The 23,767-nt window shown below is 59.9% G+C and carries 24 protein-coding genes; 13 read left to right on the forward strand and 11 right to left on the reverse strand.

What is annotated here, in order from left to right; genetic code table 11:
• Positions 1-45: 45 nt before the first annotated feature.
• Positions 46-2,001: a transglycosylase SLT domain-containing protein gene (locus VJR90_08345; GenBank protein ID HKV97480.1), complete on the reverse strand. Its 1,956-nt coding sequence runs from the start codon at positions 1,999-2,001 to the stop codon at positions 46-48.
• A gap of 152 nt (positions 2,002-2,153) precedes the next feature.
• On the opposite strand from VJR90_08345, the gene VJR90_08350 reads away from it, so the two are divergent.
• Positions 2,154-3,518, forward strand: coding sequence for an NAD-dependent succinate-semialdehyde dehydrogenase (locus tag VJR90_08350; protein HKV97481.1), 1,365 nt, complete (start codon positions 2,154-2,156; stop codon positions 3,516-3,518).
• A gap of 12 nt (positions 3,519-3,530) precedes the next feature.
• Here VJR90_08350 and VJR90_08355 read toward each other — a convergent pair whose 3' ends face one another.
• The 6 genes from VJR90_08355 to VJR90_08380 form a co-directional block, all read right to left on the reverse strand.
• Positions 3,531-5,054 carry an ABC transporter permease gene (locus VJR90_08355; GenBank protein HKV97482.1) on the reverse strand — a complete coding sequence of 508 codons (1,524 nt, stop codon included), beginning with the start codon at positions 5,052-5,054 and terminating at the stop codon, positions 3,531-3,533.
• The gene (locus VJR90_08360; protein HKV97483.1) at positions 5,041-5,949 is read right to left on the reverse strand and encodes an ATP-binding cassette domain-containing protein; all 909 of its coding nucleotides are present in this window, start codon (positions 5,947-5,949) and stop codon (positions 5,041-5,043) included. Before VJR90_08360 ends, VJR90_08355 begins: the two co-directional genes overlap by 14 nt.
• 140 nt (positions 5,950-6,089) lie before the next feature.
• Complete coding sequence (locus tag VJR90_08365) at positions 6,090-6,320, reverse strand: hypothetical protein (GenBank protein ID HKV97484.1); 231 nt, start codon at positions 6,318-6,320, stop codon at positions 6,090-6,092.
• Positions 6,321-6,384: 64 nt separating this feature from the next.
• Positions 6,385-6,939, reverse strand: coding sequence for a DUF2914 domain-containing protein (locus VJR90_08370; GenBank protein ID HKV97485.1), 555 nt, complete (start codon positions 6,937-6,939; stop codon positions 6,385-6,387).
• A gap of 190 nt (positions 6,940-7,129) precedes the next feature.
• The gene (locus VJR90_08375) at positions 7,130-8,512 is read right to left on the reverse strand and encodes a DegQ family serine endoprotease (GenBank protein ID HKV97486.1); all 1,383 of its coding nucleotides are present in this window, start codon (positions 8,510-8,512) and stop codon (positions 7,130-7,132) included.
• Between the two features lie 298 nt (positions 8,513-8,810).
• Positions 8,811-9,257, reverse strand: a complete 447-nt coding sequence (locus tag VJR90_08380) for an Hsp20/alpha crystallin family protein (protein ID HKV97487.1) — start codon at positions 9,255-9,257, stop codon at positions 8,811-8,813.
• 453 nt (positions 9,258-9,710) lie between these two features.
• On the opposite strand from VJR90_08380, the gene VJR90_08385 reads away from it, so the two are divergent.
• The 7 genes from VJR90_08385 to VJR90_08415 all read left to right on the forward strand — a co-directional run bounded on the left by VJR90_08385 (position 9,711) and on the right by VJR90_08415 (position 17,579).
• A complete protein-coding gene (locus VJR90_08385) occupies positions 9,711-12,989 on the forward strand; it encodes an LAGLIDADG family homing endonuclease (GenBank protein HKV97488.1) in 3,279 nt (1,092 codons plus the stop codon).
• Between the two features lie 160 nt (positions 12,990-13,149).
• Positions 13,150-13,908 (forward strand): NrdJb, encoded by a 759-nt coding sequence (locus VJR90_08390; GenBank protein HKV97489.1) that lies wholly within the window; start codon positions 13,150-13,152, stop codon positions 13,906-13,908.
• A 194-nt stretch (positions 13,909-14,102) separates the two neighbouring features.
• Complete coding sequence (locus tag VJR90_08395; protein ID HKV97490.1) at positions 14,103-14,945, forward strand: type II toxin-antitoxin system death-on-curing family toxin; 843 nt, start codon at positions 14,103-14,105, stop codon at positions 14,943-14,945.
• Between the two features lie 66 nt (positions 14,946-15,011).
• Complete coding sequence (locus tag VJR90_08400) at positions 15,012-15,782, forward strand: DpnI domain-containing protein (protein ID HKV97491.1); 771 nt, start codon at positions 15,012-15,014, stop codon at positions 15,780-15,782.
• Between the two features lie 216 nt (positions 15,783-15,998).
• Entirely contained in the window at positions 15,999-16,181 is a 183-nt protein-coding gene (locus VJR90_08405) for a hypothetical protein (protein HKV97492.1), read from the forward strand.
• Between the two features lie 35 nt (positions 16,182-16,216).
• Positions 16,217-16,543 carry a thioredoxin gene (gene trxA, locus VJR90_08410; protein ID HKV97493.1) on the forward strand — a complete coding sequence of 109 codons (327 nt, stop codon included), beginning with the start codon at positions 16,217-16,219 and terminating at the stop codon, positions 16,541-16,543.
• Between the two features lie 139 nt (positions 16,544-16,682).
• Positions 16,683-17,579 (forward strand): hypothetical protein, encoded by an 897-nt coding sequence (locus VJR90_08415; protein HKV97494.1) that lies wholly within the window; start codon positions 16,683-16,685, stop codon positions 17,577-17,579.
• 136 nt (positions 17,580-17,715) lie between these two features.
• Here VJR90_08415 and VJR90_08420 read toward each other — a convergent pair whose 3' ends face one another.
• Entirely contained in the window at positions 17,716-18,270 is a 555-nt protein-coding gene (locus VJR90_08420; protein ID HKV97495.1) for a carboxymuconolactone decarboxylase family protein, read from the reverse strand.
• Between the two features lie 662 nt (positions 18,271-18,932).
• On the opposite strand from VJR90_08420, the gene VJR90_08425 reads away from it, so the two are divergent.
• Positions 18,933-19,391 carry a hypothetical protein gene (locus VJR90_08425; protein ID HKV97496.1) on the forward strand — a complete coding sequence of 153 codons (459 nt, stop codon included), beginning with the start codon at positions 18,933-18,935 and terminating at the stop codon, positions 19,389-19,391.
• Positions 19,392-19,709: 318 nt separating this feature from the next.
• On the opposite strand, the gene VJR90_08430 is transcribed toward VJR90_08425, so the two are convergent.
• Complete coding sequence (locus VJR90_08430; protein ID HKV97497.1) at positions 19,710-20,111, reverse strand: DoxX family protein; 402 nt, start codon at positions 20,109-20,111, stop codon at positions 19,710-19,712.
• A 183-nt stretch (positions 20,112-20,294) separates the two neighbouring features.
• On the opposite strand from VJR90_08430, the gene VJR90_08435 reads away from it, so the two are divergent.
• Together VJR90_08435 and VJR90_08440 are read left to right on the forward strand one after the other, a co-directional pair.
• Entirely contained in the window at positions 20,295-20,639 is a 345-nt protein-coding gene (locus tag VJR90_08435; GenBank protein HKV97498.1) for a type II toxin-antitoxin system Phd/YefM family antitoxin, read from the forward strand.
• Positions 20,632-21,273, forward strand: coding sequence for an AAA family ATPase (locus tag VJR90_08440; protein ID HKV97499.1), 642 nt, complete (start codon positions 20,632-20,634; stop codon positions 21,271-21,273). The genes VJR90_08435 and VJR90_08440 overlap by 8 nt, the downstream gene beginning before the upstream one ends.
• Before the next feature lie 15 nt (positions 21,274-21,288).
• On the opposite strand, the gene VJR90_08445 is transcribed toward VJR90_08440, so the two are convergent.
• Positions 21,289-21,675 carry a hypothetical protein gene (locus VJR90_08445; protein ID HKV97500.1) on the reverse strand — a complete coding sequence of 129 codons (387 nt, stop codon included), beginning with the start codon at positions 21,673-21,675 and terminating at the stop codon, positions 21,289-21,291.
• 137 nt (positions 21,676-21,812) lie between these two features.
• Here VJR90_08445 and VJR90_08450 point away from each other — a divergent pair, with 137 nt between their 5' ends.
• Positions 21,813-22,424, forward strand: coding sequence for a class I SAM-dependent methyltransferase (locus VJR90_08450; GenBank protein ID HKV97501.1), 612 nt, complete (start codon positions 21,813-21,815; stop codon positions 22,422-22,424).
• Between the two features lie 123 nt (positions 22,425-22,547).
• On the forward strand, positions 22,548-22,955 hold the full coding sequence (locus VJR90_08455) for a DoxX family protein (protein HKV97502.1): 408 nt from the start codon (positions 22,548-22,550) through the stop codon (positions 22,953-22,955).
• Between the two features lie 86 nt (positions 22,956-23,041).
• On the opposite strand, the gene VJR90_08460 is transcribed toward VJR90_08455, so the two are convergent.
• Entirely contained in the window at positions 23,042-23,740 is a 699-nt protein-coding gene (locus VJR90_08460) for an HD domain-containing protein (protein HKV97503.1), read from the reverse strand.
• Between the last annotated feature and the right edge of the window lie 27 nt (positions 23,741-23,767).

Here is a 23,767-nt window from a genome sequence, read left to right on the forward strand (position 1 = left end):
CCCGCGGTCGGCGCTGGGCCACAACGGGATAAGCTGTACTCCATGTTACCGCAAGGCCGGCGGTACCGATGCTCCGGCACTCGTCGCTGCCGGTGCCGATGTGGTTGCCGCGGCGGCGGGCGGGCTTGCGCTGCCTGCGCTCGGCGCCGCGATCCGGCCGAGGCGCGCACTCAAGCGTTCGCTGTGGCGGTGCAGACGCCAGTCAAAGATGACCGCCGCGCTGAACACGTTGCGCACGTAACTGCGGGTTTCCCAGAACGGAATGCTATCCACCCACACGTCCGCGGGCAGGCTGCCGCTGCGCGGCAGCCACGCCAGTACCCGGTCGGAACCGGCGTTGTAAGCGGCCGTGGCCAGCAGCTCGTCGCCGTCGAAACGTTGCAGCAGGTGGCCGAGATAGGAACTGCCGACCGCCAGATTGGTGTCCGGATCCAGCAGGGCGCGGTGACCGTCGAGCGTCAGGCCGAGTCGCGCCGCTACGCGCCGACCGGTGGCCGGCATGAGCTGCATGAGACCCAGCGCACCGGCAGCCGACACAGCATCGGGACGAAACACGCTTTCCGAACGGATCAGGCCATACACCCAGGGCAAATCCAGTCCCAGTTGCTGCGCGCGGGGGGAGAGCGTATCGGCGTACGCCAGCGGATAACTGATGGTGAGATCGCCCCAGCAGCCGGCATTCGCGAGCGTCTGCATGGCGCGGCCCGACCAGCCCCATTGCTGTGCCATGAGTGCGGTCTGACAGCGCGCCGCTCTGGAGAGCGTCGTGCTCGCAGCCACCCACTCCGCATTCGCGTAGCCATACAGGCCGGCATAAAACAGTTCACGTGCGCGCACGAATCCCGGCCGCGAACCGAGTTGCGCGATGACTTCCGGTGCCGGCTGACCGGGTTCCTGGGTGATGTTGTAGTCCAGATTGAGGCGGTCGGCGGCGAGAAACGCGTAATAGTCCATGCCGTCGGCCAGCGACTCATAGAGCGCGACGGCGCGGTTATCCTGCCCGGTAGCCGCAAGCGCGCGCGCCTTCCAGTAGCGCCATTCGGGCTTGCTGGCGGAGGCACCGAGCGCAGGCAAGGTCTTGAGCACGGTTTGCCATTGGAGATTGCGCAGCGCGGTGCGTACCCGCCACTCGGCGACGCGCGCATCGCCGAAGTGCCGTACCTGGGCCAGCAGTACGGCGGCATCCGGCTGCAGTTGCCAGGCGGATTCCAGCGCCAGCGTTACCTGCATGGCCCGGCTATCATCCATTCCGAAGTGATAGCGCTGCGCGAGCACAGTCCACAGATGGCGCGCGCGGTCCGGATCGGTGCGCGCCACCAATTGCACGCCGTTTAGCAACATACTCTGGTAACGCGGCTCGTCCGGCACCTGCATGTTCTCGAGCACCTGTGCCGGGTCCGCCGCCATCTCCAGCCAGATACGCGCCCAGGGCCGATCCACTGCGGCCAGCTGCGGCACGAGGGTGCGTGCCAGCGCGTAGTCGCGTGACTGCAACGCGGCCTGGATGCGTTGCATTACCATGCCGTTGGTGATGCGGTGATGCGCTTGCAGATATTGAAACGCCGCGTCACAGGTGGCCGATTGCGCCTGCGGCGCGAGCCACAGATGTTGTGCCACCACTACCCAGGCGTCACGATCCTCGCGGTCGCGGCCTGCGAGGTGCGCACTCACCGCACCACAGCGTACCGGCGGGTCGGTCTCATCGCGGTACTGCGCCAGAAAATCCTGCCAGTCCTGTTGTTGGGCGAGTTGCACCAGCCAATCGTGCCGCAGGCGCTCGGCCACCGGCAGATCGGCCTGTGCCTTAAGGAATGCTTCAATGGCGCCCGGCGGTTGGTTCGCAAGCGTGCTGTCGAGGTAGGCGTAGCGCAGATACGGATACAACGGATAGTCGCTCAGCTCGTCGAGATACGGCGTGAGCGCGGCGAGGTTCCCCTGTTGGGCCGCGACCCAGGCCTGTTTGAACGCGGCACGTTGCGCCGCAAGGTCCGCGGCTGACACCGGCGAGAATGCACACAGCAATAGGCAGAAAACAATGAGACGCGACGTCCAGGTCATGCGCATAGATTAACGCGAAGCGCGAATTCGGCGCTATGCTCGCGGTTCGAAGCCTGCCAAATATGTTTCATCGCGTGTATTTTCCGGAGTGCAACATGAATTTCACCGCCATCAATCCCGCCAACGGCGAACAGTTCAAGCAGTATCCGATGTGGGACGCGGCGCGTCTTGAGGAGACGCTGGCACTGACCGCAGCGGCAACGCCGGCGTGGAGCACGCGGCCGCTGGCGGAACGCGCGGCATTGCTGCAACACGCCGGCGAAGTGCTGCTCAAGCGCCGCGACGACTATGCCGCGCTCATGAGCCGTGAAATGGGCAAGCTCATCGGCGAAGCGCGCGCGGAGATCGAGAAATGCGCACGCTGCTGCGACTACTACGCGCAACACGCGGCCGGATTCCTGGCCGACGAACCGTCAACCAGTGACGCCGGGAAAAGTTACGTCGCCTATCAGCCGCTCGGCACTGTGCTCGCCATCATGCCGTGGAATTTTCCTTTCTGGCAGGCGATGCGCGCAGCCGTGCCGGCGCTCGCCGCGGGTAACAGCGTGGTGCTCAAACACGCCGACAACGTGCCCGGTTGCGGCCTGGCGCTGGAAGCCGTGTTTCGCGAGGCGGGTTTACCCGCTGGCGTATTCCAGACGCTCATGATCGGCATTCCGCAGGTCGAGTCCGTGATCAAGGACCCGCGCATCGCGGCGGTGACGCTCACCGGCAGCGAGCGCGCCGGACGCGCGGTGGGCCGCGAAGCCGGCGAAGTGCTGAAGAAATGCGTACTGGAACTCGGCGGTTCCGACGCCTGCGTGGTGCTGGAGGACGCCGACATCGCCAAGGCCGCAGAAACCGGCGTGCAATCACGCTACCAGAATGCCGGCCAGAGCTGCATCGCCGCGAAGCGTTTCATCGTGGTGGAAAAGGTCGCCAACGCGTTTATCTCGGAATTCAAGGCGCGCGCCGCGGTGTTGAAATGCGGCGATCCGCTGGTTGAAACCACGACGCTGGCGCCGATGGCGCGTTTCGATCTGCGCGACAGCCTGCACCGGCAGGTTGCGGACGCGGTGCAGCACGGCGCCAAAGTGCTGCTCGGCGGCGAGCCACTCGCCGGCCAGGGCGCGTTCTACCCACCCACGATTCTCGATGGCGTGCAGCCCGGCATGCGCGCCTGGACCGAGGAGCTGTTCGGCCCGGTGGCGAGCGTGATCCGGGTGCGCGACGAAGCCGCGGCGCTGGAAGTGGCCAACGGCAGCGCTTACGGTCTGGGCGGCAGCGTGTGGACGCGCGATGCTAAGCGCGGCGAAGCGTTTGCGCGGCGCATGCAATCCGGCAGCGCCTTCGTCAACGGTCTGGTGAAAAGCGATCCGCGTCTGCCGTTCGGCGGTGTGAAGAATTCCGGCTACGGCCGTGAACTCGCGCGCCAAGGCATCCACGAGTTTGTGAACGTCAAAACCGTGTGGATTGCGTGATGCTCCGTGCGGTCAAGAAGCCGCGGCGGCTTTCGACTTGCGTGCCCAGGAAAGCATTTCCCTGAACTTGGGCGGCGCGCCGGTATTCAGTAACCCGCGCTGGAAGATGCGGCCGGACAGGTAAAGCGCGACCACCACGGTCGCAAGCAGCAGCACGGTCGTCGCCACGTAGTCAATCGTGGGTGGCGGCTCACCCGAGCGGCTCATCATCAGAAACGGCGTGAGCGGTGGAACATAGGAAAGCACCCGCGCCCAGAGCGCGGTCGGATCCTGTGCCACCGGCACCATGAGAATCAGCGGCAGAATCATGAACATTATCACCGGTGTCATGTAGGGCTGGGCTTCGCGGATGTTGTTGACCGCGGCGCCAATCGCGCCGGTGACCGCGGCATACAGCAGGAAGCCGAGCACGAAGTACACCAGGAACCACGCGATGTTCCAGGCGCTGATGGCGGCAAGAATCGCGGATACGAAGCCGCCGAGTTGAAACATGCTGCCGAATATCGCAAGCAGCCCGAGTATCAGGATCAGCCATCCGCCCACAAGCGTCACGCCCACACAGGCCACGCCCAGGGTTTTCCCGGCCATGATGTCGGAGGGCTCGAGCGCTGCCAGCAGCATTTCAGCGATACGGCTGGATTTCTCCTCGATCGTGGACATCATGAGCAACTGCGCGATCTGCATGATGGAAAGGAACAGCAGATACACGTAACCCACCGGCAGCCATTGCGCGGCCTGTTCAGCCGACGTCGCGGTCCTGGCGCCGTGCTTGGTGACCAGTTGGTTATCGAACTCCACGATCTGGCTGATGAGTTTGGCCTGGGCGGGCGACAACCCGGCTTGCGCCGCGCGGCGTGCCTGCAACACCGCGGATACCTGGGTGGCAAACCAGTCGCGCAAGTCGGTGTTGGTGAGATTATGCGAGGCGTAAACGAATTGCGCGCCCGGCGCGAGCGCATCGGCGGGCAGGATGAAATACGCGTAAAGGCTGCCTTGCTCGACGCCCGCCTGCAGCGCATCCGGCGCCGGCGCAATACGATGGAAGCGCGCGATTGCGAGGTCGCGATCCACGCTTGCCGCCGCCTCAGGTGTGAGTGCTGCGTACCATCGAACCAGCGCAGCGCGCTGCCGCCAAATGGCCAGCGCGTCCGGCGTAGTGGGCAGAGGAGTTCCGGCCGCCAGCGCCTGCGCCAACGCCTCGCGGCCCTGATGGTCCAGCTGCGCCGCTTCCGGCGCAATGGCAGCCAGCACCGTCGGCAGACCTGAGCGTGCCGGCGTGGGCGTGCGTGCGGCCAAAGCCAGCAGTTTGGCGTAATCCTCGCCGGCAATACGTTGCTCGACCGCCGGTAGCAGCCAACCGGAATGATCCACCACGGCGTAGTCGTGGGCACTGCTGTAATGCTGGATGAGCGCCGGCACCAGCATGATGGCGAGCAGGATTGCGGGCGACAGCGCCAGGCTGATCCAGAAGCGCCGACGCATCACGTAGGCAACATAGTCGCGTTGCGCAACCAGCCAGACCTTATGCGGCGTCACGTTCGTTCCCCACGGCGTTCAAGAATATCTGCTTGAGCGAAGCCTCGCGCGTATCGAAGCGCCGGATACGCACGCGCTCGACGAGTGCGCGCAACAGTGCCTGGGTGTCGGCCCCCGGCGCGAGGCGCAATTCCGCGTGCTGGCCGCTGTCGTCGGCCGCTTGCACGCCCGGCAAGGTTTGCCACGCACCCGGGGTCCCTTCGTAATCCACGACCACGTTGCGCTCGGCCTGCATCTTGATTTCCGCCAGCGGGCCGGCAAGTTTGCGCTGACCGCGATCAATGATGATGACCGCGTCGCAGATCTGTTCGGCGTGTTCCACCACGTGCGTGGAAAAAATCACGCTGCGGCCCTCGCGTTTGAATTGCTTGATCAGGGCCAGCACCATTTCGGAATTCACGGGATCCAGTCCCGAGAACGGTTCATCCAGCACCACGAGTTCCGGATCGTGCAGCAGCGTGGCGATGACCTGGGCTTTCTGCGCCATACCCTTCGACAGGGTGTTGCACTTGGTCTCGAGACGTTCACCGAGACCGGCCGCCGCGAGACGCGTGCGTGCGCGCTGCCGCGCCTCACGCCGTTCGAGGCCGCGCAACTGGCCGAAGTAAGTCACCATGTCCAGCACCTGCATGTCTTTGTACAGGCCGTTTTCCTCGGGCAGGTAGCCGGTGCGCGCGCGCACGGTCTTGGGCGCACGGCCGCCGAGCACTGTCACGCTGCCGGCATCCGGATCGAGGATGCCGGTGATCATGCGCAAGGTGGTGGTCTTGCCGGCGCCATTGCGGCCCAGGAATCCGTAGATGGTTCCGGCCGGCACCTCCAGCGACAGCTGATCCACGGCCGTGTGCGTGCCGAAGTATTTGCTGGCGCTGCGGATGGAAATCGCTGCGGACATTCAGTCAATCTCCTAGGATCAAGTCGGGAGATTATAGAAGGTACGGTTGCGCAGCTTTGGCCGCAGGCCGCTATTGAACCGGCAATAAAGCGGGGCCGCTTGCGCGGCCCCGGTGATTTACCTGCAACGGTGCTGACCGTCTAGGCCGGCATGTGACCGTCTGTGGTTGCCGGGGGTGCCGGCGTTTTGGTAGTGCTGGTAGTCGTGGGCGACACTTTGTGCGTGGCACCCGGCTGGACCTTGTGCGTAGCACTGGATGTCGCCGTGTTGGTGGTGCTGGGTGGCGGCGGCGTTTGTTGCGCCCAACCGGCATTCGCCAGCAGCAGCCCGAGGCAACCTGCAGTCAGCAACATTTTTTTCATGACGTCCATGGCAAACTCCCGAAAAGTTGAATTGGCCTGCGGGATGTCACTCCCGGATGATTTGTAAAAACCTTTACCTGCCGCCGTGCGTGACGGCCGCCGGCGCCGGTGTCATGGGTGTAGTCGTCGCCTGCGGCTGGACTTTGTGGGTTGCGCTCGGGGTGACGCCCGCAGCCGCGGTGTAATCCAGCGTCTTGGACGTCAGCACATTGCCGCCGCCGTCCACGACTTCCACGGTCCAGGTGCCGGTCTGGCTGGGCAACAGCATCTTGCTCGACCACACACGCCAATGGTTGGCCTTGGGCTCGAACTTCACTTCCGCCATGGTCTGACCGTTGTACACCCAGCGATGCGTGATCGTCTGGCCGGCGGCGTCTTTCAGGGCGGTGAAAAAGAATACCTGGTTGTGGCTGTTGTCGAGCGTGCTGATGTTGTCGGCCGGCTCGCGGTTATTCACAGCCGTGGTGAACTGCGCCTGGCTTACGCTGGCCGTAGCGGCGGCCGGCGCGGTGGCTGCGACCGACGCAGCGGCTGGCATAGCGGTGGTGCTCTGAGCCTGGGCCGTCCCCACTGCCAGCACCAGGGCTCCACCCAGCAGTGCGGCAAATGTCTTGTTGATTGGATGCATGTGGATACTCCTTGGTAAGCGCCCGCAAATTTGCCGGGTGGCTGGAGTATATATCCTCCCGCAGACATGATGGCTGGCGCACCATGGCCGGATAGCAGACATAATCCTTTAAGCCGCCCAGAACCACAATTAAAAAAGGCCCGTATCAACTTGTGATACGGGCCTCTCACATACGGGATTTGAACAGCGATTATCCGCCGAGCACCACGTAGAAGACTTGATCATTGCGCCAGATACGCAGCGCCACGGTGCCGCCGGCCTGATTAAGGGCCTTGCGGAACTCCGCTACATTGCCCACGGCTTCGCGGTTGACCGCGGTGATTACGTCGCCTTGGCGTATGCCGGCCATGTAGGCCTCGCTGTTAGGATCCACGCCGGTGACCTGTACGCCCTTGACCTGGCCGTACGCAGGTGAACTCTCGTTCAGGTTGCCGACACTGATACCGCGCAGTTGCGGATGCTCGGCCGAGGCGATTTTCTCGGACTGGGTATTGCCGATCTTGGCCTGGATGGTGATCTGCTGGCCGTTGCGCAGGATGCCCAGGGTCACCGGCGTGCCCACGCGCAGCAGACCGATGACATTGCTCACATCCTGGGCGCTGCTCACCGGATTGCCATTGACGCTCACGATCACGTCGTTGGGTTTGATGCCGGCTTTTTGGGCCTGCGAACCCGGCACCACCTGCATGACTACGGCGCCCTGGTTCTGCGCGAGCTTGAGCGCCTGCGCCAGTTCCGGCGTCAGCGTCTGCACCTGCACACCCAGCATGCCGCGCTCGACCTTGCCGTACTTGATGAGCTGATCCATGACGTTCTTGGCCATGTTGATGGGAATGGCAAAACCGATGCCGATGTTGCCGCGGCTGCCGCCGCTGGTGACGATCATGGTGTTGATGCCCACCAGTTGGCCTTCGAGGTTGACGAGCGCGCCGCCGGAATTGCCGGGATTGATGGCCGCATCGGTCTGGATGAAGTCGGAATATTTGCCGTCCTGCACCTGGGTGCGGCCCATGGCGCTCACGATGCCGGCGGTCACGGTGTGATTCAAGCCGAAGGGGTTGCCGATGGCAATCACGAAGTCGCCCACCTGCAGCGTCGAGGAATTGCCGAGCGGAATCTGCACCAGGTCCTTGGCGTCAATCTGCAGCACCGCGATGTCAGTATCCGGGTCGCGGCCTACCACTTTGGCCTTGAAGCTGCGGCCGTCGTAGAGCGTGACGGTGATCTTGTCGGCATTTTCAATCACGTGGTTGTTGGTGAGGATGTAGCCCTTGGCGGCGTCCACGATCACGCCCGAGCCGAGTGCCTGGAAATTGCGCTCCATCGGTTGATTGGGCATGCCGAAAAACTGCTGGAAAAACGGGTCGTTGAAGAATGGACTCTGCTGCACCGTCACGTGGCCGCTGGTGGAGATGTTGACCACCGCCGGCGACACGCGCTTGACGATGGGCGCAAGCGACGGCACCGGCTGACCCGCCACGAACGGCGGCGGCATGTGCGCGAATGAAGGCAGCGGAGCAAATCCCAGGATGGCCGCACACAGGACGGCCGCGAGACTGATGGAACGTTTCATTTTCTTCCCTCTTGCTGACACGATGAACAGCACACTGGCCGCAAGGCCGGAGTGCCGGTTTTTCCAGCCCCGCTTTGCGCGGAGTTGATGCGAAATTTGTTGCTGGGTCGCCGCGGTAAAAAAAGTCCTCAGCGCGCGAACGCGCGGCTTGCGCGCGTTAACCTGAGATTGGCGGCTCCACTCTCTAGAGTCCGATATGTGCGGAAAAGTTCCGTAACACCATGCTAGATAACGCTGCGCGCACCTTGCACAAGGTGCGCGCAGCGGGGTTTTGGTTGCGTGACGTGCTGAAAAACTCTCAGGACGCCTTGACCGTGATGCGGCGCGGCTGGGCCTTGGGCTGCTTCGGAATGCTGATTTCCAGCACGCCGTTCACGCCCTTGGCGCTCACACCTTCGGCATCCGCGGTATCCGGCAGCGTGAAGCGGCGGAAAAACTGGCCGCTGACGCGCTCCACGCGGTGATAGCCGTCACGTTCCTCGCGGGTCTCGCTCTTGCGCTCGCCCTTGAGCGTGAGGATGCCGTCTTCCATGGTGATTTCGATGTCTTTGGGATCGACGCCCGGAACGTCGGCGTGGATCAGAAAGCGGTGGTCCTCTTCCTTGATGTCCACAGCCGGGATCCAGTCGCTGGCGGTCAGCCCGGACTCGCGATCCTGGCCGGGATAGCCACGGTCGAACAGCCGGTTGATGTCGCCGTGCAACTGGTTCACGAAGCCCCAGGGTTCATAACGGATGAGATTCATGTTGGGTTCCTCCACACAATTTGGGTTGCAGATGCTCCTTAAGTTGGTCCGCCTGCGCATTTCTCAAGAGCCGCAATCGCCGGCGTGGCGAATTTCGGGCGGCGGCGGGGCGTCGCTTTTCAACCCGGAAAATTTATGATTTACTCCCGCCGTCCCAGATATTGTGTTTGCTTTCGACCTCGGTTCAGCCTGAGATTCGGCTAGAACCAGGTCGAGTTGTGTCTAGTAACTTATTGATTTACAAGTATAATATCATTTGACAAAAACGAGAACTGGGTCTACGCTTTGACAGGGTTTCGCCGGGTGCCGCCAGCACAAGATCTTGTGATCTGTAGTACCCAGCTTTCCCACAAGTTATCCCAAGGATTTACCCATGCTGGGGCGCGGATTCCGGCAGGTTTGGACCCTTTTCAGTAGAAAAAGCAATAGAAAACACGGAGGACCGGACCCATTATGAATACTGTGTTGAAAGCCCACGCCGCCGCTGCGGCCGAGATTCCCGTGCAGGACGCCTCCGTCGATATCTGGGACAAGAAGTACCGCCTCAAGGCCAAAGACGGCACGGTCCTGGATGTGACCGTGGACGACACCTGGAAGCGCGTGGCCCGCGCCCTGGCCGACGTCGAGGCTCCGGAAAAGCGCGAGCTTTGGTACGAGAAATTCCTGTGGGCGCTGCGCCACGGGGCGATTCCCGCCGGGCGCGTGACCTCGAACGCCGGCGCGCTGGAACACAAGCCCGCGACCTCCACCATCAACTGCACTGTGTCCGGCACCATCCGGGACTCCATGGATGACATCCTCGCCAAAGTGCACGAAGCGGGACTTACATTGAAGTGCGGATGCGGAATCGGATATGAATTTTCGACGCTGCGGCCGCGCGGTGCCTACGTGGCAGGCGCCGGCGCCTACACCAGCGGGCCTATGTCGTTCATGGATATCTACGACAAGATGTGTTTCACCGTGTCTTCGGCGGGCGGGCGGCGCGGTGCGCAGATGGGCACCTTCGACGTGGGCCATCCCGACGTCATGGATTTCATCCGCGCCAAACGCGAGAACGGCCGACTGCGCCAGTTCAACTTGTCGCTCCTGGTCACCCACGATTTCATGGAAGCGGTCAAGGCCGACGGCGATTGGCCGCTCGCCTTCCCGCTGAAACAGAAAGAGGCGGAAGCGGACAGCATTGATTTGAATGACGCGTCGAAGGTGATCTGGCGCGAGTGGCCGGTCACCGAAGGTTACATCACCAACGCTGTTGGCCAGGTGGCTTGCAAGGTCTACAAGACCATCCACGCGCGGCGCCTGTGGGACGTGATCATGTCTTCCACCTATGACTTTGCCGAGCCGGGCTTCGTGCTCATCGACAAAGTCAACGAGATGAACAACAACTGGTGGTGCGAGAACATCCGTGCCACCAATCCCTGTGTCACGGCGGATACCTGGGTACAGACCGAAAATGGGCCGCGTCAAGTGCAAGACCTGTTGGGTGCCGGATTCGTGGCGCGAGTGGACGGTTCAGATCACCGCAGCGGCGTCGAAGGCTTCTTCCGCACTGCCAAGAAACCGGTAGTCCGCCTGGAGACGGCGGAGGGCTACAGTTTGCGGCTGACCGCCGATCACCTTGTGCGCCGCGTAACACGTTTTACGCGCTACGTCACCGACACTGAATGGTGCGCTGGCGGGGATCTCAAGCCAGGCGACCGGGTGCTCTTGAACGATCATCGCAGCAACTCAGATTGGGGCGGTGTACATAACGAAGCGGAAGGTTATCTGCTTGGCCTGCTTATGGGCGATGGCACTCTCAAAGCCGACATGGCGGTGCTGTCCGTGTGGCGGCCCATGGCTGTGGCCAACGGCGCCGAAGCGATGCTGCCCGCCGGTGTACAAGCGCTGATGCAGCGCGCGGAGCAGGCTGCGCAGGCATTACCGCATCGCAGCGATTTCCAGGGTTGGCACGAGGTGGCAGGCCGCGGCGAATACCGCTTGCAATCCGCTGCTTTGCGGGACTTGGCTTTTTCATTGGGCCTCAAGCCCGGCGACAAGTCCGTGACGCCGGCGTTGGAGCAATGTTCCAGCGAGTTCTACCTCGGGTTCCTGCGTGGATTTTTCGACACGGATGGCTCCGTGCAAGGCAGCCAAACCAAGGGCGTGAGCGTGAGACTTGCCCAGTCCGACTTGCCGCGGCTCGAGGCCGTGCAACGCATGTTGCTGCGTTTGGGAATAGCTTCGGTTATCTACAAGAACCGGCGGCGCGAAGGCACAAGTCGCCTGCCGGACGGTAAGGGCGGCTATGTCGATTACCCCATCCAGCCGCAACATGAACTCATGGTGAGCGGCGCGAACCTGCTGCGTTTCCGCGATCTCATAGGATTTGGCGACAGCGACAAGGTCGCCAAGCTGAATCGGTTGCTGGTTTCCTACAAGCGTGAACTCAATCGTGAACGATTCACCGCCCGCGTCACGGGCATAACACCCGTCGGTGTTGAGGATGTGTACGACGTACGGGTGCCGGGCATCAACAGTTTCGATGCGAACGGCTTGCATGCACACAACTGTGGGGAGCAGCCGCTTCCGGAGTACGGCTCTTGTCTGCTCGGCTCGGTGAATCTCACGCAATTCGTGCGCGAGCCGTTCACGCCGCACGCGCGTTTCGACTGGGACGAGTACCGCGAAGTGGTGCGCGTGTTCACGCGCATGCTGGACAACGTGGTGGAAATCAACGGCCTGCCGCTTGCGCGTCAGCGCGAGGAAATCCTGCGCAAGCGCCGCCACGGCATGGGTTATCTCGGCCTCGGCTCCACGCTCACGCTGCTCGGCATGAAATACGGCGCACCGGAATCGGTGAAATTCACCGAGGACGTGTCGCGCGAGATGGCCGTGGCCGGCTGGGAAGAGGGCCTGGAACTCGCGAAGGAAAAAGGTCCGGCGCCCATCATGCTCGAGGAATTCGAAGTCACTCCGGAGATGCTGCGCAAGCGCCCGGAGATGAAGCGCGACGGCTGGAAGGTCGGCGACCGCATCAAGGGCAAGGACCTGCACGCGAGCTACAGCCGCTACATGCAGCGCGTCGCCCAAGTGGCGCCGGATCTGGTGGAGGCGCTCACCCACACCGGCGCGCGCTTCACGCACCACACCTCCATCGCGCCCACCGGCACGATTTCGCTGTCGCTCGCCAACAATGCGTCGAACGGCATCGAGCCCTCGTTTGCGCACCATTATTTCCGCAACGTGATCCGCGAGGGCCGCAAGACCAAGGAAAAGATGGACGTGTACTCCTTCGAACTCCTGGCCTACCGTGCGCTGGTGAATGCCAAAGCCACGCCGGGCTCCGACAAGCCAGAGGAAAAACTCCCGGAGTACTTCATCACCGCCGAAACCATCACGCCGCGCGAGCACGTGGACATCCAGGCGGCGGCACAGAAGTGGGTGGATTCCTCGATTTCCAAGACCGCGAACGTGCCCACGAATTATCCTTACGAGGATTTCAAGAACATCTATCTGTACGCCTACGACAGCGGCTTGAAGGGCTGTACTACGTTCCGCTTCAACCCCGAGGTGTCGTCGGGCGTGCTGGTGAATGAAAAAGACCTCAAGAACACCATTTACGAGTTCACGCTCGAGGATGGTACCGTCATCACCGCACGTGGCGATGAAGAAATTGAGTATGACGGCGAGATTCACACGGCAGCGAACCTGAAAGACGCCTTGGCCGAAGGCTATTACGGGAAATTCTAATTTCATATTTCTCTCGCCCCTTCAGGGGAGAGACTAAAGTGAGGGGTGGATGAATTTTCACTCCCGAGCCTCCATATAGTGGTTACGGGGAGTGGGAGAAACAAGGAGCGGGACGCGGCGCCGAAAGCCCAAAGTCCCGCGGATTGAGAGGAATACAGACATGAGCATCAAGATCGAAAAGAAAATCGTGAAATACGCGGTGCAGAAGCCCGAGGCACCCGCCGCGCTGGCCAAGCCCAGCCAGGCTGAAGTCAAAGCCGCGGCACTCGCCGTGTCCGCCAAGCCGGTGGAGAAGATCATCGCGGAGAAGCGCCCCAAGGCCGAAGTCATCCGCATGCACGAGAAGCTGGAGCGGCCGGACATGCTCATCGGCTCCACCTACAAGGTGAAGACGCCGGTCTCCGACCACGCCATGTACATCACCATCAACGACATCCTGCTGAACGAAGGCACGCCCTACGAGCAGCGCCGGCCGTTCGAGATCTTCATCAACTCCAAGAACCTGGATCACTTCCAGTGGATCGTGGCCTTGACGCGCATCATCAGCGCGGTGTTCCGCAAGGGCGGCGACGTGACCTTCCTGGTGGAGGAATTGAAAGCCGTGTTCGACCCGCGCGGCGGCTACTGGAAGCCGGGCGGGCACTTCATGCCCTCGCTCATCGCCGAAATCGGCGAAGTCATCGAGAAGCACCTGGTTGCCATCGGCCTGATGCACAAGGACGAGCCGGACGAGCACCAGAAAAAACTCATCGCCGAGAAGCGCGCAGAATTCGAAGCCGCCGCCAAGCAGACCGACGCCTTCGCCGAATCCAAATTCCCCGCCGGCGCCCAGCTCTGCGCCAAGTGCAACAACGCCGCGGTGGTGATGATGGATGGGTGTATGACGTGTCTTAACTGCGGCGATTCGAAATGCGGCTAGCGCTGCGCCAGCGACGCCGAATACTGCGTTAAAAAGGCCGCCGTGAATGCTCATTACCTGCTCTGGTAACTCCGCTTCCCGGCGGCCTTTTTGCCTCGTCTCGCCGGCGCTGGCTGTGCGCCCTGTTTGGCTACACATAACTTTCGACGGTTGTATATCGGGTACGACACGCTCCGTTTATAGCACTTGAAAGAATGGTCAAGAAGTTAAAAAAGCGGATCGCTGTTTTACTGCGTGATTGCGAAGAGACGCTCTCCTTGAAGTTTGTTTTGACAGTTCACGATCACCTTACCAAAGCGTTTGAGCGCACTGAAGACCCGATTTCTCCACCTGGCCTGAGAGATCAGGCTTTGCTTGAAATGGCCGTGTCCAGACAGGATGTTGGATTTGGCAACATTCGTAAGTATCCGAGTGCTTGTGCAAATGCTGCATCCTTAATGTATGGAATATGCAATGACCATCCTTTTCTAAATGGCAACAAACGCACTGCCTTAATATGTGGGATCATGCACTTGGATAGAAATGGGCTTGTCTTTGAGGATGTGAGCAAGGACCACCTCTATCAGCTCATGATTGATATCGCTTCTCATAAGTTCTCAAGGAGCGACAAAGCTGATGGCAAATATGCAGATCCGAAGCCAAATTCGGACAAAGAAGTTGCTGCCATAGAAGTGTGGTTAAAGCAGCGCGTGAGGAAGATCCAACACGGCGAGCGAGTAATAAGATACAGGGAGCTGTGGACAATTCTTCATAGATTCAACCACCTGATTGTTCAAAAGAATGAAAATACAGTTTCAATCTATGTTGAAAGGTCAGGATTCTTTGGCATGGGTAAGCGGCAAAGTAAGGTGTACAGTTATCACAACCCTGGGGATGGTCGCGAGGTACCCAAGGGGCAAATTAAAGAATTGCGTGAGCACTTGAAACTGTCTGAAAGTGACGGCGTTGATGCAGTTAGCTTTTACGACAAACAAAAAATGATTGATGAGTTCATACTAGAGCATAGATCTGTCCTAAGATTACTCGCTCATGCTTAATTGCTAATTGATAAATGAAATTAGAACAACCAAGGATAGACCACGTTTCTTTGATAGAGATACTACGTGGATGTGAGCTTCGACAAATCCGTCGCCGCCGGATATAGAAGCCCCGCTCAAAAAGCTCGGGTGATGACGGAGTCGTGGGTTGGATCACAAGTCTACTGTCCAAGCTGTGGGCAGGGATCGCTGAACCAATATCCCAATAACACTCCGGTCGGGGATTTTTTTTGTCCGCAGTGCAGCGAACAGTTCGAACTCAAAGCAAAGCGGGGTACTTTTGGCGCCAAGGTAGTGGACGGTGAATATCGCACTATGCTTCGGCGACTGAGCAGCAGTGAAGTTCCGAACTTGTTTGCGTTGAACTATGACCAGACGCGAGGTCGCGTGCAGAATCTGTTAGTGATTCCAAGTCATTTCTTTGTACCGGAGATCATCGAGCGCCGGAAGCCGCTGGCCCGCACCGCCCGCCGCGCCGGCTGGGTCGGCTGCAACATCCTGTTCAGTCAAATCCCGCTAGCGGGACGTGTGAGTTTGGTATCGGAGGGCAGGCCGGTGAGCAAACCCACCGTTTTGGCAGCGTGGCAGCGCACTCTGTTCCTGCGGGATCAAAAGAAGGTTGAGGCCCGTGGCTGGACGTTGGATGTGATGCGTTGCGTCGAGCAGCTGAGCATGCCGGAGTTCAGTTTGGCGGATATTTATACTTACGAAGGCCGGCTTTCGAAGCTTCACGCCAATAATCGCCACGTCCGAGCTAAGATCAGGCAGCAGCTCCAGGTACTGCGCGATGCAGGGTATTTGGAGTTCATCGGTCAGGGACGATATAGGGTGGTATGAATATGTCGATTCGTGTACCCGCATTTCTGGCCCGTTTTACACTGTGGATACAGCAGTTCACCGGTGGATATCTTGTCGTGTGTCGTGGATATAACGAAGACGACGTAAATTTCACCGAACTAGTCTGGGAAGACGATAAGGGTTTGGATTTCTGCGACAGACAGAGCTATCCGGAATTTCAAATCTGGATATAACGGCATGGCTTCGGAGGACGAAATGGAAAGATATTATGTGTATCAATTTGACTCTGAGACATTTGTTGTCGGCGACGACGTGACTAATCGCGAAATCTGTATTTGTGGTGATTATGATGACCTTGCTGACGCGCGGCAGAGAGCCAACAGAATCGCTGAATTGCTCAATGGCGAGCCTCAAGCTCGGCAGGTTGAACAACAATAGTCTGGTTGAAATTGTTTATTGAATTTGGCGGAATCATGAACGAGCATATTATTTCTGGCAATCAAGCGATTTTCGATCAGCAGGTGCTCCAATCCGAGTTGCCCGTGCTCGTGGACTATTGGGCCAAGTGGTGCGCGCCGTGCAAGGCCATGGCGTCGGTGCTGGATGAAGTCGCTGAGGAATACCGCGACCGGCTGCGGGTGGTGAAATTGAACGTGGAGCAGGAGCCGCAGATTGCACGCCAGTACTCTGTGCGTAGCCAGCCGACGCTGATGCTGTTCAAACACGGATTGGTGGAAGCCCAGAAAGTCGGCGTCCTATCCAAATCGCAGCTCAAGGCCTTTATCGAAATAAATCTTTGATATATGCCGGCGAAGCAATCGTAGGTTGGGCTGACGAAGGAAGCCCAACGATGATCACAGCCGCATGACCCGTCGTCTTCAACTAAACTAACACCACACGGAGGTTTTCGCTCCAGTCCAGACTAAGGGGTTATTCGGGATGAGCTACACAGAGCTTGCGGCGTATCGCCATTGCTTTGATCGGATCACCTCGGCTTGGCCGGGGTTCCGGGATATGCATCGGGACCGGCTGCGGCACGGCGGTGAAAGCGAAAAGGTCGCGGAAGGCATTCTTGAAGACCTGTTCACGTCCGTTCTGGACTGGAGCCGGGGCGATCTCGCCTATCAGATCGAATACGCCGACATTGTCTTAAGCCACAATCTCGCAAAATACCTCGTCATTGAGGTGAAGCGACCGGGTTCGTTGGCCCGCAGCCGTCGTGCATTGGATCAGGCTCTGGAACAAGCCCGCCGCTATGCCGATGCGCAGAAGATCATACGTGTGGCGGTATCGGATGGCTGCATCCTGTATGCCGCCGATATTGAGCACGGCAATCTCAAGGATCGTCTGTTCGCCGATCTGACTGCCGACCAGGCCCCGAGCGGACTCTGGTGGTTGAGCGTCCATGGGGTTTACCGCCCATGCGAGGCGGTGGAACGCGGCTGGCACCTTTCTGAGCAAGAAGCGACAACGAGAGACGATACCGATCTCTTGGGCGATCCACTCCTGCATCACAAATACAAACTACCGGCGCGTTGCTTTGCGTACGTCGGCGACGCCAACGACACGCATACCTGGAAACTCCCTTACCGTCTGGCCGATGGCCAGGTTGATAGCAAACGCTTACCCAAAGCCATCCAGGCATTGCTGAGTAATTACCGCGGTGCCAGGGTCGGCGGCATTCCTGAACCCGCAATCCCGGAAATCTTCAAACGTCTGGCTTCGGCAGCAGAAGCCGAAGGCCATTTACCTCCGAAGAATCCACAACCCGCGCCAGCCTACCAGCATTTGCTGGAAGTGTTGGAACAACTCGGGATTTCTATTACTAACTTATGATTAGACTGAAGCATCAAAAATGCCAAACTTAATTCGGGAAATAGGGTCAGAGCGAATATCTATGATCGCGACCCGTGAATCCCACATAAAAAACGGGGCGGTATTCCGCCCCGTTGAATCGGCGTGAACCGGAACTTCAGCTCGCTTTCTTCCACACCTTCGGCTCGAACTGCGCGTCGAGTGGGGTCTTGGCGATAAGGTTCGTGTAGTTGGTCAACGTCACCATGCCGACGGCCAGCACGATCTCGAGGATGTTGGCGCGGGTATACCCGGCATCCAAGAACTCCTTGACGTCGCTCTCGTCCAACTGACCGCGCTCATTCACGATCTCCGCCGTAAACGACCGCAGCGCTTCCAGCTTCTTGTCCTTGAGCGATGCGCCGGTGCGCACGGCTTCGATGACCTCGGCCGGTACGTTGTGCTTCTCGGCAGCGCCGCTATAGACGGCTGTGCAGTAGCTGCTGTCATTCTCGCGACTGGCCGTCAGCAGCACGATCTTGCGTTCCTGCTTGTTGAGCGATGTCTTTTCGAAAAGCTCTTTAAGCGCCACATGACCCTTCAGCAGCGAGGGGGACTCGGCCATGACCGCGTACACATTGGGGATATTGCCGTGATTCAGCTTGATCTTTTCGAGATCAACGCGTGAATCGGACGGGGCATTGGTAATGTCATAGACTTTGAACTCATTCATGATCCTTCTCCTGATGATTCACCGACGCGCTGGATTCGGGCGAATTCACGTCCGCAATATCGCGGGCGCACGATACCCTTCCACACGGCAGCTGTCGCTGGCGGATCGCATTCACAACTTCAGTGGGAGCCTGGGAATGGGAACGGCTGAGACAGATTCTGACTCTACTCTCTTTCGCATCATATAGATACAGCACTCCGCGTGAGAATCCATCGCGGATTTGCGTCACAGATATTTTGCATTCAGATTTTGGAACGCATCTGCATGCAGCGGGCGTGTGCATTGCGGTAATGTTTCAGTCGCAGCGCACAAGCATGACGTGTTCACGCTGCGTGCTGATCGTGCGGATGTTTGGCACTTGTAATTGGTTTGCTGAGGCCGCACAGGCGTGAATCACAGCCGCGCTGCATGCTGTATCCGTCAAAATTGGCCGGTCACATGATATTTACACCCAAATCCGCACGCGCATGCGTTTCAGTGTATAGTCGCGCTACGCACTGCATATAGTGTGGTTTGCTCAAGATACGCCAAAACAGCGGCTTCGTTACCTTCCGTTTTGGATCTCCTCACCGAAACGAATCCCGCTGCCTCCGTACGAAGCAGTCATCGTCAATAGCGCACACATGTCGGCGCCATCGTCGCCGCCTGTCCGGTCAAATTCCATGGAACTATCGAATCAAGGATTAAATTTCATGCATCATTCCAAATACAACCCGAAATACGACCCCAAACACAGTTCAAACCGGCCGGAGACGGCTGCGCTTGTTACGCCGGTACCCGCCACATTGACTCCGGCCGTGGATATCCAGCCTGTACAAGCAACCGCGGTCCCACAGATCGCGACCAAGAGTCACGACCCAGTGGTTGCGGATCCGAACCATCAAGATATGAAGTCGGATTCTCAAGGCGCCCCGGTGGACGTGAAAGCGGATGCAGCCATCTCTGGCAAGGATATGCATGCCCCGGTCCGCGACCGCCGCCAGCCAGCCGCCGGCAAAAGCGTACATGCCGCGCGGGAGCCCAGCGCCCTGACGGGCGGACTGCCCGACCCTGCGGCAGCAGAGACCGGCCGCGCGGCCGGCGAAAATGCGCCGGATCTTTCGGGCAAAGCAGATGCGTAAGCTTTGATTTGCGGGAATCCATAACCGACAACAGGGTTGCCGGCTTTTAATTCAGGCAGGAAAACTGGACTACAGAAAATGTATATAAATTATTTTGTCGACCGTAAATGGTGGTATTTGCCGGCAATTTCGGCGGTAGCCGCAACAGTCATCCTGCTGAGCGCCTATCTGATTGCTATCAGCCAATTCGGCTCCGACATGGTATTCATGTTCAGGAATCTTATCTGATGCCTGCGCATCGAATAACCAGGGGCAGATCACGCTTGTGTGATTGCTCCGGCGGTGTTCGATTGCGGCAAAAGACTCAGTCGGGCCGGCTTAGGCCTCACGCTTTTTGAACAAGATGCGGTCCACGCTCAAGCTTCCTGCGCCGAACGCGATGTAACTCACCAGACCGCCGATCATGCCAAGCTCGGCGAGCACCAGGATCAACAGCAAGTTGTTCGCGGGCGGCAGCAGGAAGATCGCGATCGCGGCGATGGAGTAGGCGGCCAGCAAGACAGAAACCAGCCGCGTCAGCAAGCCCAGCACCAGCGCGATTCCTCCGCCGAGTTCCAATGCGATTACCAACGGAAGCAGGTGCCCGCTGACATGGTGGGCGTTCATGAGCTGCTCAAATTGCGCAGATGCCATGCTTTTAGCGATACCCCCATAAACAAAAATGGCCGCGACCAGCAAACGGCCGAGCAGCGCGAGGATGTCTTGCACGTGGGTTTTCATTGGATTCTCCCCGAACAAACATAAACCGACCGACCGTGGGTTTCAGCCGCGGGTCTCGGTGCGGACGCGAATCTTACAGCAGTGGTGCCGCCGGCGCGCGGCCCGGCACCGGAAGTCGGCGTTGGCCGCCGGTTTCCGGCAATTTGGCTATAATAGCCAATATAGCCAAATCAGGAACCGGTCATGTCAACCCACGGCGTGCGCCACCCCCGCGGCGCGAAGGTCAAGGCCTTCAGCGCCACCCTCGCGAAGAATGCCTTCGGCAACGTGCTGGATAAGGCGCTCGCAGACGGCATGGTGCTGATCACGCGCCACGACACCGCACGCGCGGTGCTGCTGTCGGTGCAGGAATACCAGGCGCTGCTCGCGCGCGTACCGGACCCGTTGCAGGCGCTCGGCGCGGAATTCGAGTCGCTGGTGACCAACATGCGCAAGCCCAAAGCCCGCATGGCCGCGCGCATGCTGTTCAAGGCCACGGGCGCGGAACTCGGCAAGGCCGCGGTGACCGGCGCGCGCAAGCGTGGCTAAACCGGCACCCTGTATCGGCGTGCTGGCGGGAGCGAACGGGGCGGGCAAGAGCAGCATCGCCGGCGCGTTTCTGCGGCTGGCGGGCGGCGAGTTTTTCAATCCCGACGAAACGGCACGGCGGATTCTGGCAGCGCATCCGGGACTGCCACAGGCGGAGGCCAACAGCCTCGCGTGGCAACTCGGTTTGCAGCAGCTGCGAGATGCAGTGCGCGCGCGCCGCGATTACTGGTTCGAGACCACACTGGGCGGCCGCACGATCACCACGACTCTGGCCGCGGCCGCCAAGGCGGGAATGGCGGTGCGTATCTGGTACGTGGGTCTCGACAGCGCGGAGCGCTGCATTGCGCGCGTCGCGACGCGCATCAAGCGCGGCGGTCATGCCATTCCGGCGGAACTGATCCGCCGACGCTACGACAGCAGCCGGGTCAATGTGATCAAACTGCTGCCGCAACTCGCCGAACTCGTGGTGTTCGACAACAGCGCGGAAGCCGATCCGGCCGAGGGCCAACGTCCGGAGCCGGTGGAAGTTCTGCATTTGCGTGGCGGAAAACTACTCGGCCCCGGGGATTTGTCCGCCACGCCGGAATGGGCCAAACCGATTGTGGCCGCGGCACTCAAGGCGCGGCAGGCGTGAAGCGCAGAAGCCCGTTCAAGTCGAAGAGGAATTGGTATCGCGGTTCCAGTGATTCGCCAGCATGTACAGCCCGCCGATGATGATGAATACCGGCCACCACAGGGTCCAGTCGAGATTCAGCAGAAACATGAGCGCCACTACGATGATGGCGGCGGCCGAGATCAGCGAGTGCAGCACCCCGCCGTCGAAGCGGCGCTTTTCACGGTAGCGGTGCAGCGCGTAGGAGAGCGGTCCGACCGCACCGATGAGGATGAACAGCGCCCACCAGTTCCGGTAGCGCATGAACGGCAGCCGCACATCGAAATTCCACAACAGGAATGCCACACCGACGGCAATCACCACCAGGCCGGTGGTCAAGCCGCTCCAGTGCCTGTACGCCGTTTTCGATTCTGGGTCTTGCATGGCAGTCTCCCGCTTGGGCTGTTGATATTACAGTAGTGGCGGAGCCTCTGTGCGGCCAGTGATGAACGTCATGTCTTTCAGGTGATACGCTTCACATGCCCGGACGCCACAAGCCGGGACTTCGGGATCAAAATCGCATGAACCGCAAGCTGCATTGGGAAGACGTGTACCGGCAGAAGCCGGAGAATACCGTGAGCTGGTTTCAGCTGCGGCCGGAAATTTCCCTGGGATTGATGCGCGCGGCCGGATTGCAGAAAACCGACGCGCTGATCGACGTGGGTGGCGGCAGCTCTCATTTGGCGGATCATCTGCTGGCGGAAGGTTTTACGGACGTGAGCGTGCTGGATATTGCGGAGCCGGCGCTCGAAAATGCCAAAACGCGGCTCGGCGCATCCGCCTTGCGGGTGCACTGGATCGCGGCGGATATCACCGAGTGGCAGCCAAAGCGCAAGTATCGTTTATGGCACGACCGCGCGATGTTTCATTTTCTGACCGATCCCGCCGAGCGCGCCGCGTACCGCCACACGCTCGAAGCCGCGCTCGTCCCCGGTGGCACCGCGATCATTGCAAGCTTCTCGCTGGCAGGTCCGGAGCGCTGCAGCGGGTTGCCGGTACAGCGTTACTCACCGGAAACTCTGGCGGCCGAACTCGGTAGTCAGTTCGAACTCAGGGAGTGGCGCGAAGACGCGCACACAACACCCGCTGGCAAAACCCAGCATTTTCAGTATTCGATGTTCGTGCGGGTATAAACTGTGATTCCATCCGCCATGAATCGAACCCACGAACGGCGGGCCATGGTGATTCAGGTTTCATTTCACCGCCGCGATGCGGACTGAATTCCAAGCTGACCGGATTGGCGACAGGAGCACTGCATGAACTGGAAAACCGATGATCTGGGCAAGTTGTTGCTGCGCCTCACAGTCGGGGTACTGCTGATCCTGCATGGAGTGCATAAAATCTACGCGGGTCCGAATGAGATTATTGAAATCGTCACCGCCAATCACTGGCCGGCCTTTACTGCTTACGGCGTATATCTGGGCGAAGTGCTGGGGCCGCTGCTGGTGATTTTCGGATTCTTCACACGCATCGGCGGTGTGCTGATTTTCATTGATCTCATCATCGCGGTGATCCTGACGCGCGGCGGGAACGTCTGGCATTTGGGCGGCAGCGGCAACTGGGTCATCGAGTTGGAAGCACTCTTTGGCCTGGGTGGCTTGGCGATTGCGTTGCTCGGCGCCGGCAAGTACAGCGTGACGGGAGCGACCGGCAAATTCAATTGAGAAAATCCCCCCTTACCCCCCTTTGCAAAGGGGGGAGCACGCTTTGCGTGCTGGGGGATTTTCGAGGGAGGGGGCTTTCAACGTACCTATATCGCGCGACCTTCGAAGGTTTCCTGTTGCAGGTTGTCGAGAAAGGCCTTGAGTTGCGCTACGCGGTTGGCGCCGATGCGCTTGGCGGTGTTGGTGATGAGGCTGGGCGGGATTTCCTTGAGGAATCCGTTCAACGTCTTGATTGCCGGCGCGAAGCTCGGTGCCTGGGCGCCGGTGAGTGCAATGATACGCGCCGCGCCGATGGCGCCGAGGAAATCCAGGGAATCGGCGTCGTGCAGCACGATGGCCGTGGGATCGCTGCCGGGCTTGCTGTAGAACATGTGCCCGCGTTCGGCCTGCTGCACGGCCGCGAGTTTCTGCATGGGAAAGCCGGTGCCCTCCAGCATTTTTTGCGCCTGGGTGGCCGCGCACTCGCCGTGCTCCATCTTCTTGTCCGCGCAGGGCATGAAGGCCGACATGTCGTGCAGGAACGCGGCGGCAAACAGCACGTCGGTGTCGATCTTTAGGTGGTCGCCTTTGGCGAGCCGCACGGCCAGCAGGTAATCGCGTTCCGAGTGCTGCCAGCCCCAGGCCGGATGCAGGAATTTCGTGTGTGCCAGCTCGTAGATTTTGACTTTCCAGGGAGCATTCAGCGGAATGCCGGCCGCGGTGATTGCAGGTGCGGATGCGAATGCCGGCGCGGCGCAAACCATAATCAGGAACACACTCAGCAACACGGCAGTGGTAGTTCTCATGGCAATCTCCAGTGGGGCGGTCGGACA

The sequence above is a fragment of the Gammaproteobacteria bacterium genome (assembly GCA_035279405.1).
Taxonomy (GTDB): Bacteria; Pseudomonadota; Gammaproteobacteria; order Natronospirales; family REEB76; genus REEB76.

Bases quoted from the DNA above. Each gene is read 5' to 3' on its own strand.
- VJR90_08395 (HKV97490.1), top strand. From the start codon at position 14,103: ATGGTCAAGAAGTTAAAAAAGCGGATCGCTGTTTTACTGCGTGATTGC.
- VJR90_08375 (HKV97486.1), bottom strand. From the start codon at position 8,512: ATGAAACGTTCCATCAGTCTCGCGGCCGTCCTGTGTGCGGCCATCCTG.
- VJR90_08370 (HKV97485.1), bottom strand. From the start codon at position 6,939: ATGCATCCAATCAACAAGACATTTGCCGCACTGCTGGGTGGAGCCCTG.
- VJR90_08460 (HKV97503.1), bottom strand. From the start codon at position 23,740: ATGAGAACTACCACTGCCGTGTTGCTGAGTGTGTTCCTGATTATGGTT.
- VJR90_08455 (HKV97502.1), top strand. From the start codon at position 22,548: ATGAACTGGAAAACCGATGATCTGGGCAAGTTGTTGCTGCGCCTCACA.
- VJR90_08415 (HKV97494.1), top strand. From the start codon at position 16,683: ATGAGCTACACAGAGCTTGCGGCGTATCGCCATTGCTTTGATCGGATC.
- VJR90_08445 (HKV97500.1), bottom strand. From the start codon at position 21,675: ATGCAAGACCCAGAATCGAAAACGGCGTACAGGCACTGGAGCGGCTTG.
- VJR90_08350 (HKV97481.1), top strand. From the start codon at position 2,154: ATGAATTTCACCGCCATCAATCCCGCCAACGGCGAACAGTTCAAGCAG.
- VJR90_08405 (HKV97492.1), top strand. From the start codon at position 15,999: ATGGAAAGATATTATGTGTATCAATTTGACTCTGAGACATTTGTTGTC.
- VJR90_08420 (HKV97495.1), bottom strand. From the start codon at position 18,270: ATGAATGAGTTCAAAGTCTATGACATTACCAATGCCCCGTCCGATTCA.
- VJR90_08435 (HKV97498.1), top strand. From the start codon at position 20,295: ATGTCAACCCACGGCGTGCGCCACCCCCGCGGCGCGAAGGTCAAGGCC.
- VJR90_08390 (HKV97489.1), top strand. From the start codon at position 13,150: ATGAGCATCAAGATCGAAAAGAAAATCGTGAAATACGCGGTGCAGAAG.
- trxA (HKV97493.1), top strand. From the start codon at position 16,217: ATGAACGAGCATATTATTTCTGGCAATCAAGCGATTTTCGATCAGCAG.
- VJR90_08385 (HKV97488.1), top strand. From the start codon at position 9,711: ATGAATACTGTGTTGAAAGCCCACGCCGCCGCTGCGGCCGAGATTCCC.
- VJR90_08360 (HKV97483.1), bottom strand. From the start codon at position 5,949: ATGTCCGCAGCGATTTCCATCCGCAGCGCCAGCAAATACTTCGGCACG.
- VJR90_08425 (HKV97496.1), top strand. From the start codon at position 18,933: ATGGAACTATCGAATCAAGGATTAAATTTCATGCATCATTCCAAATAC.
- VJR90_08450 (HKV97501.1), top strand. From the start codon at position 21,813: ATGAACCGCAAGCTGCATTGGGAAGACGTGTACCGGCAGAAGCCGGAG.
- VJR90_08365 (HKV97484.1), bottom strand. From the start codon at position 6,320: ATGGACGTCATGAAAAAAATGTTGCTGACTGCAGGTTGCCTCGGGCTG.
- VJR90_08380 (HKV97487.1), bottom strand. From the start codon at position 9,257: ATGAATCTCATCCGTTATGAACCCTGGGGCTTCGTGAACCAGTTGCAC.
- VJR90_08430 (HKV97497.1), bottom strand. From the start codon at position 20,111: ATGAAAACCCACGTGCAAGACATCCTCGCGCTGCTCGGCCGTTTGCTG.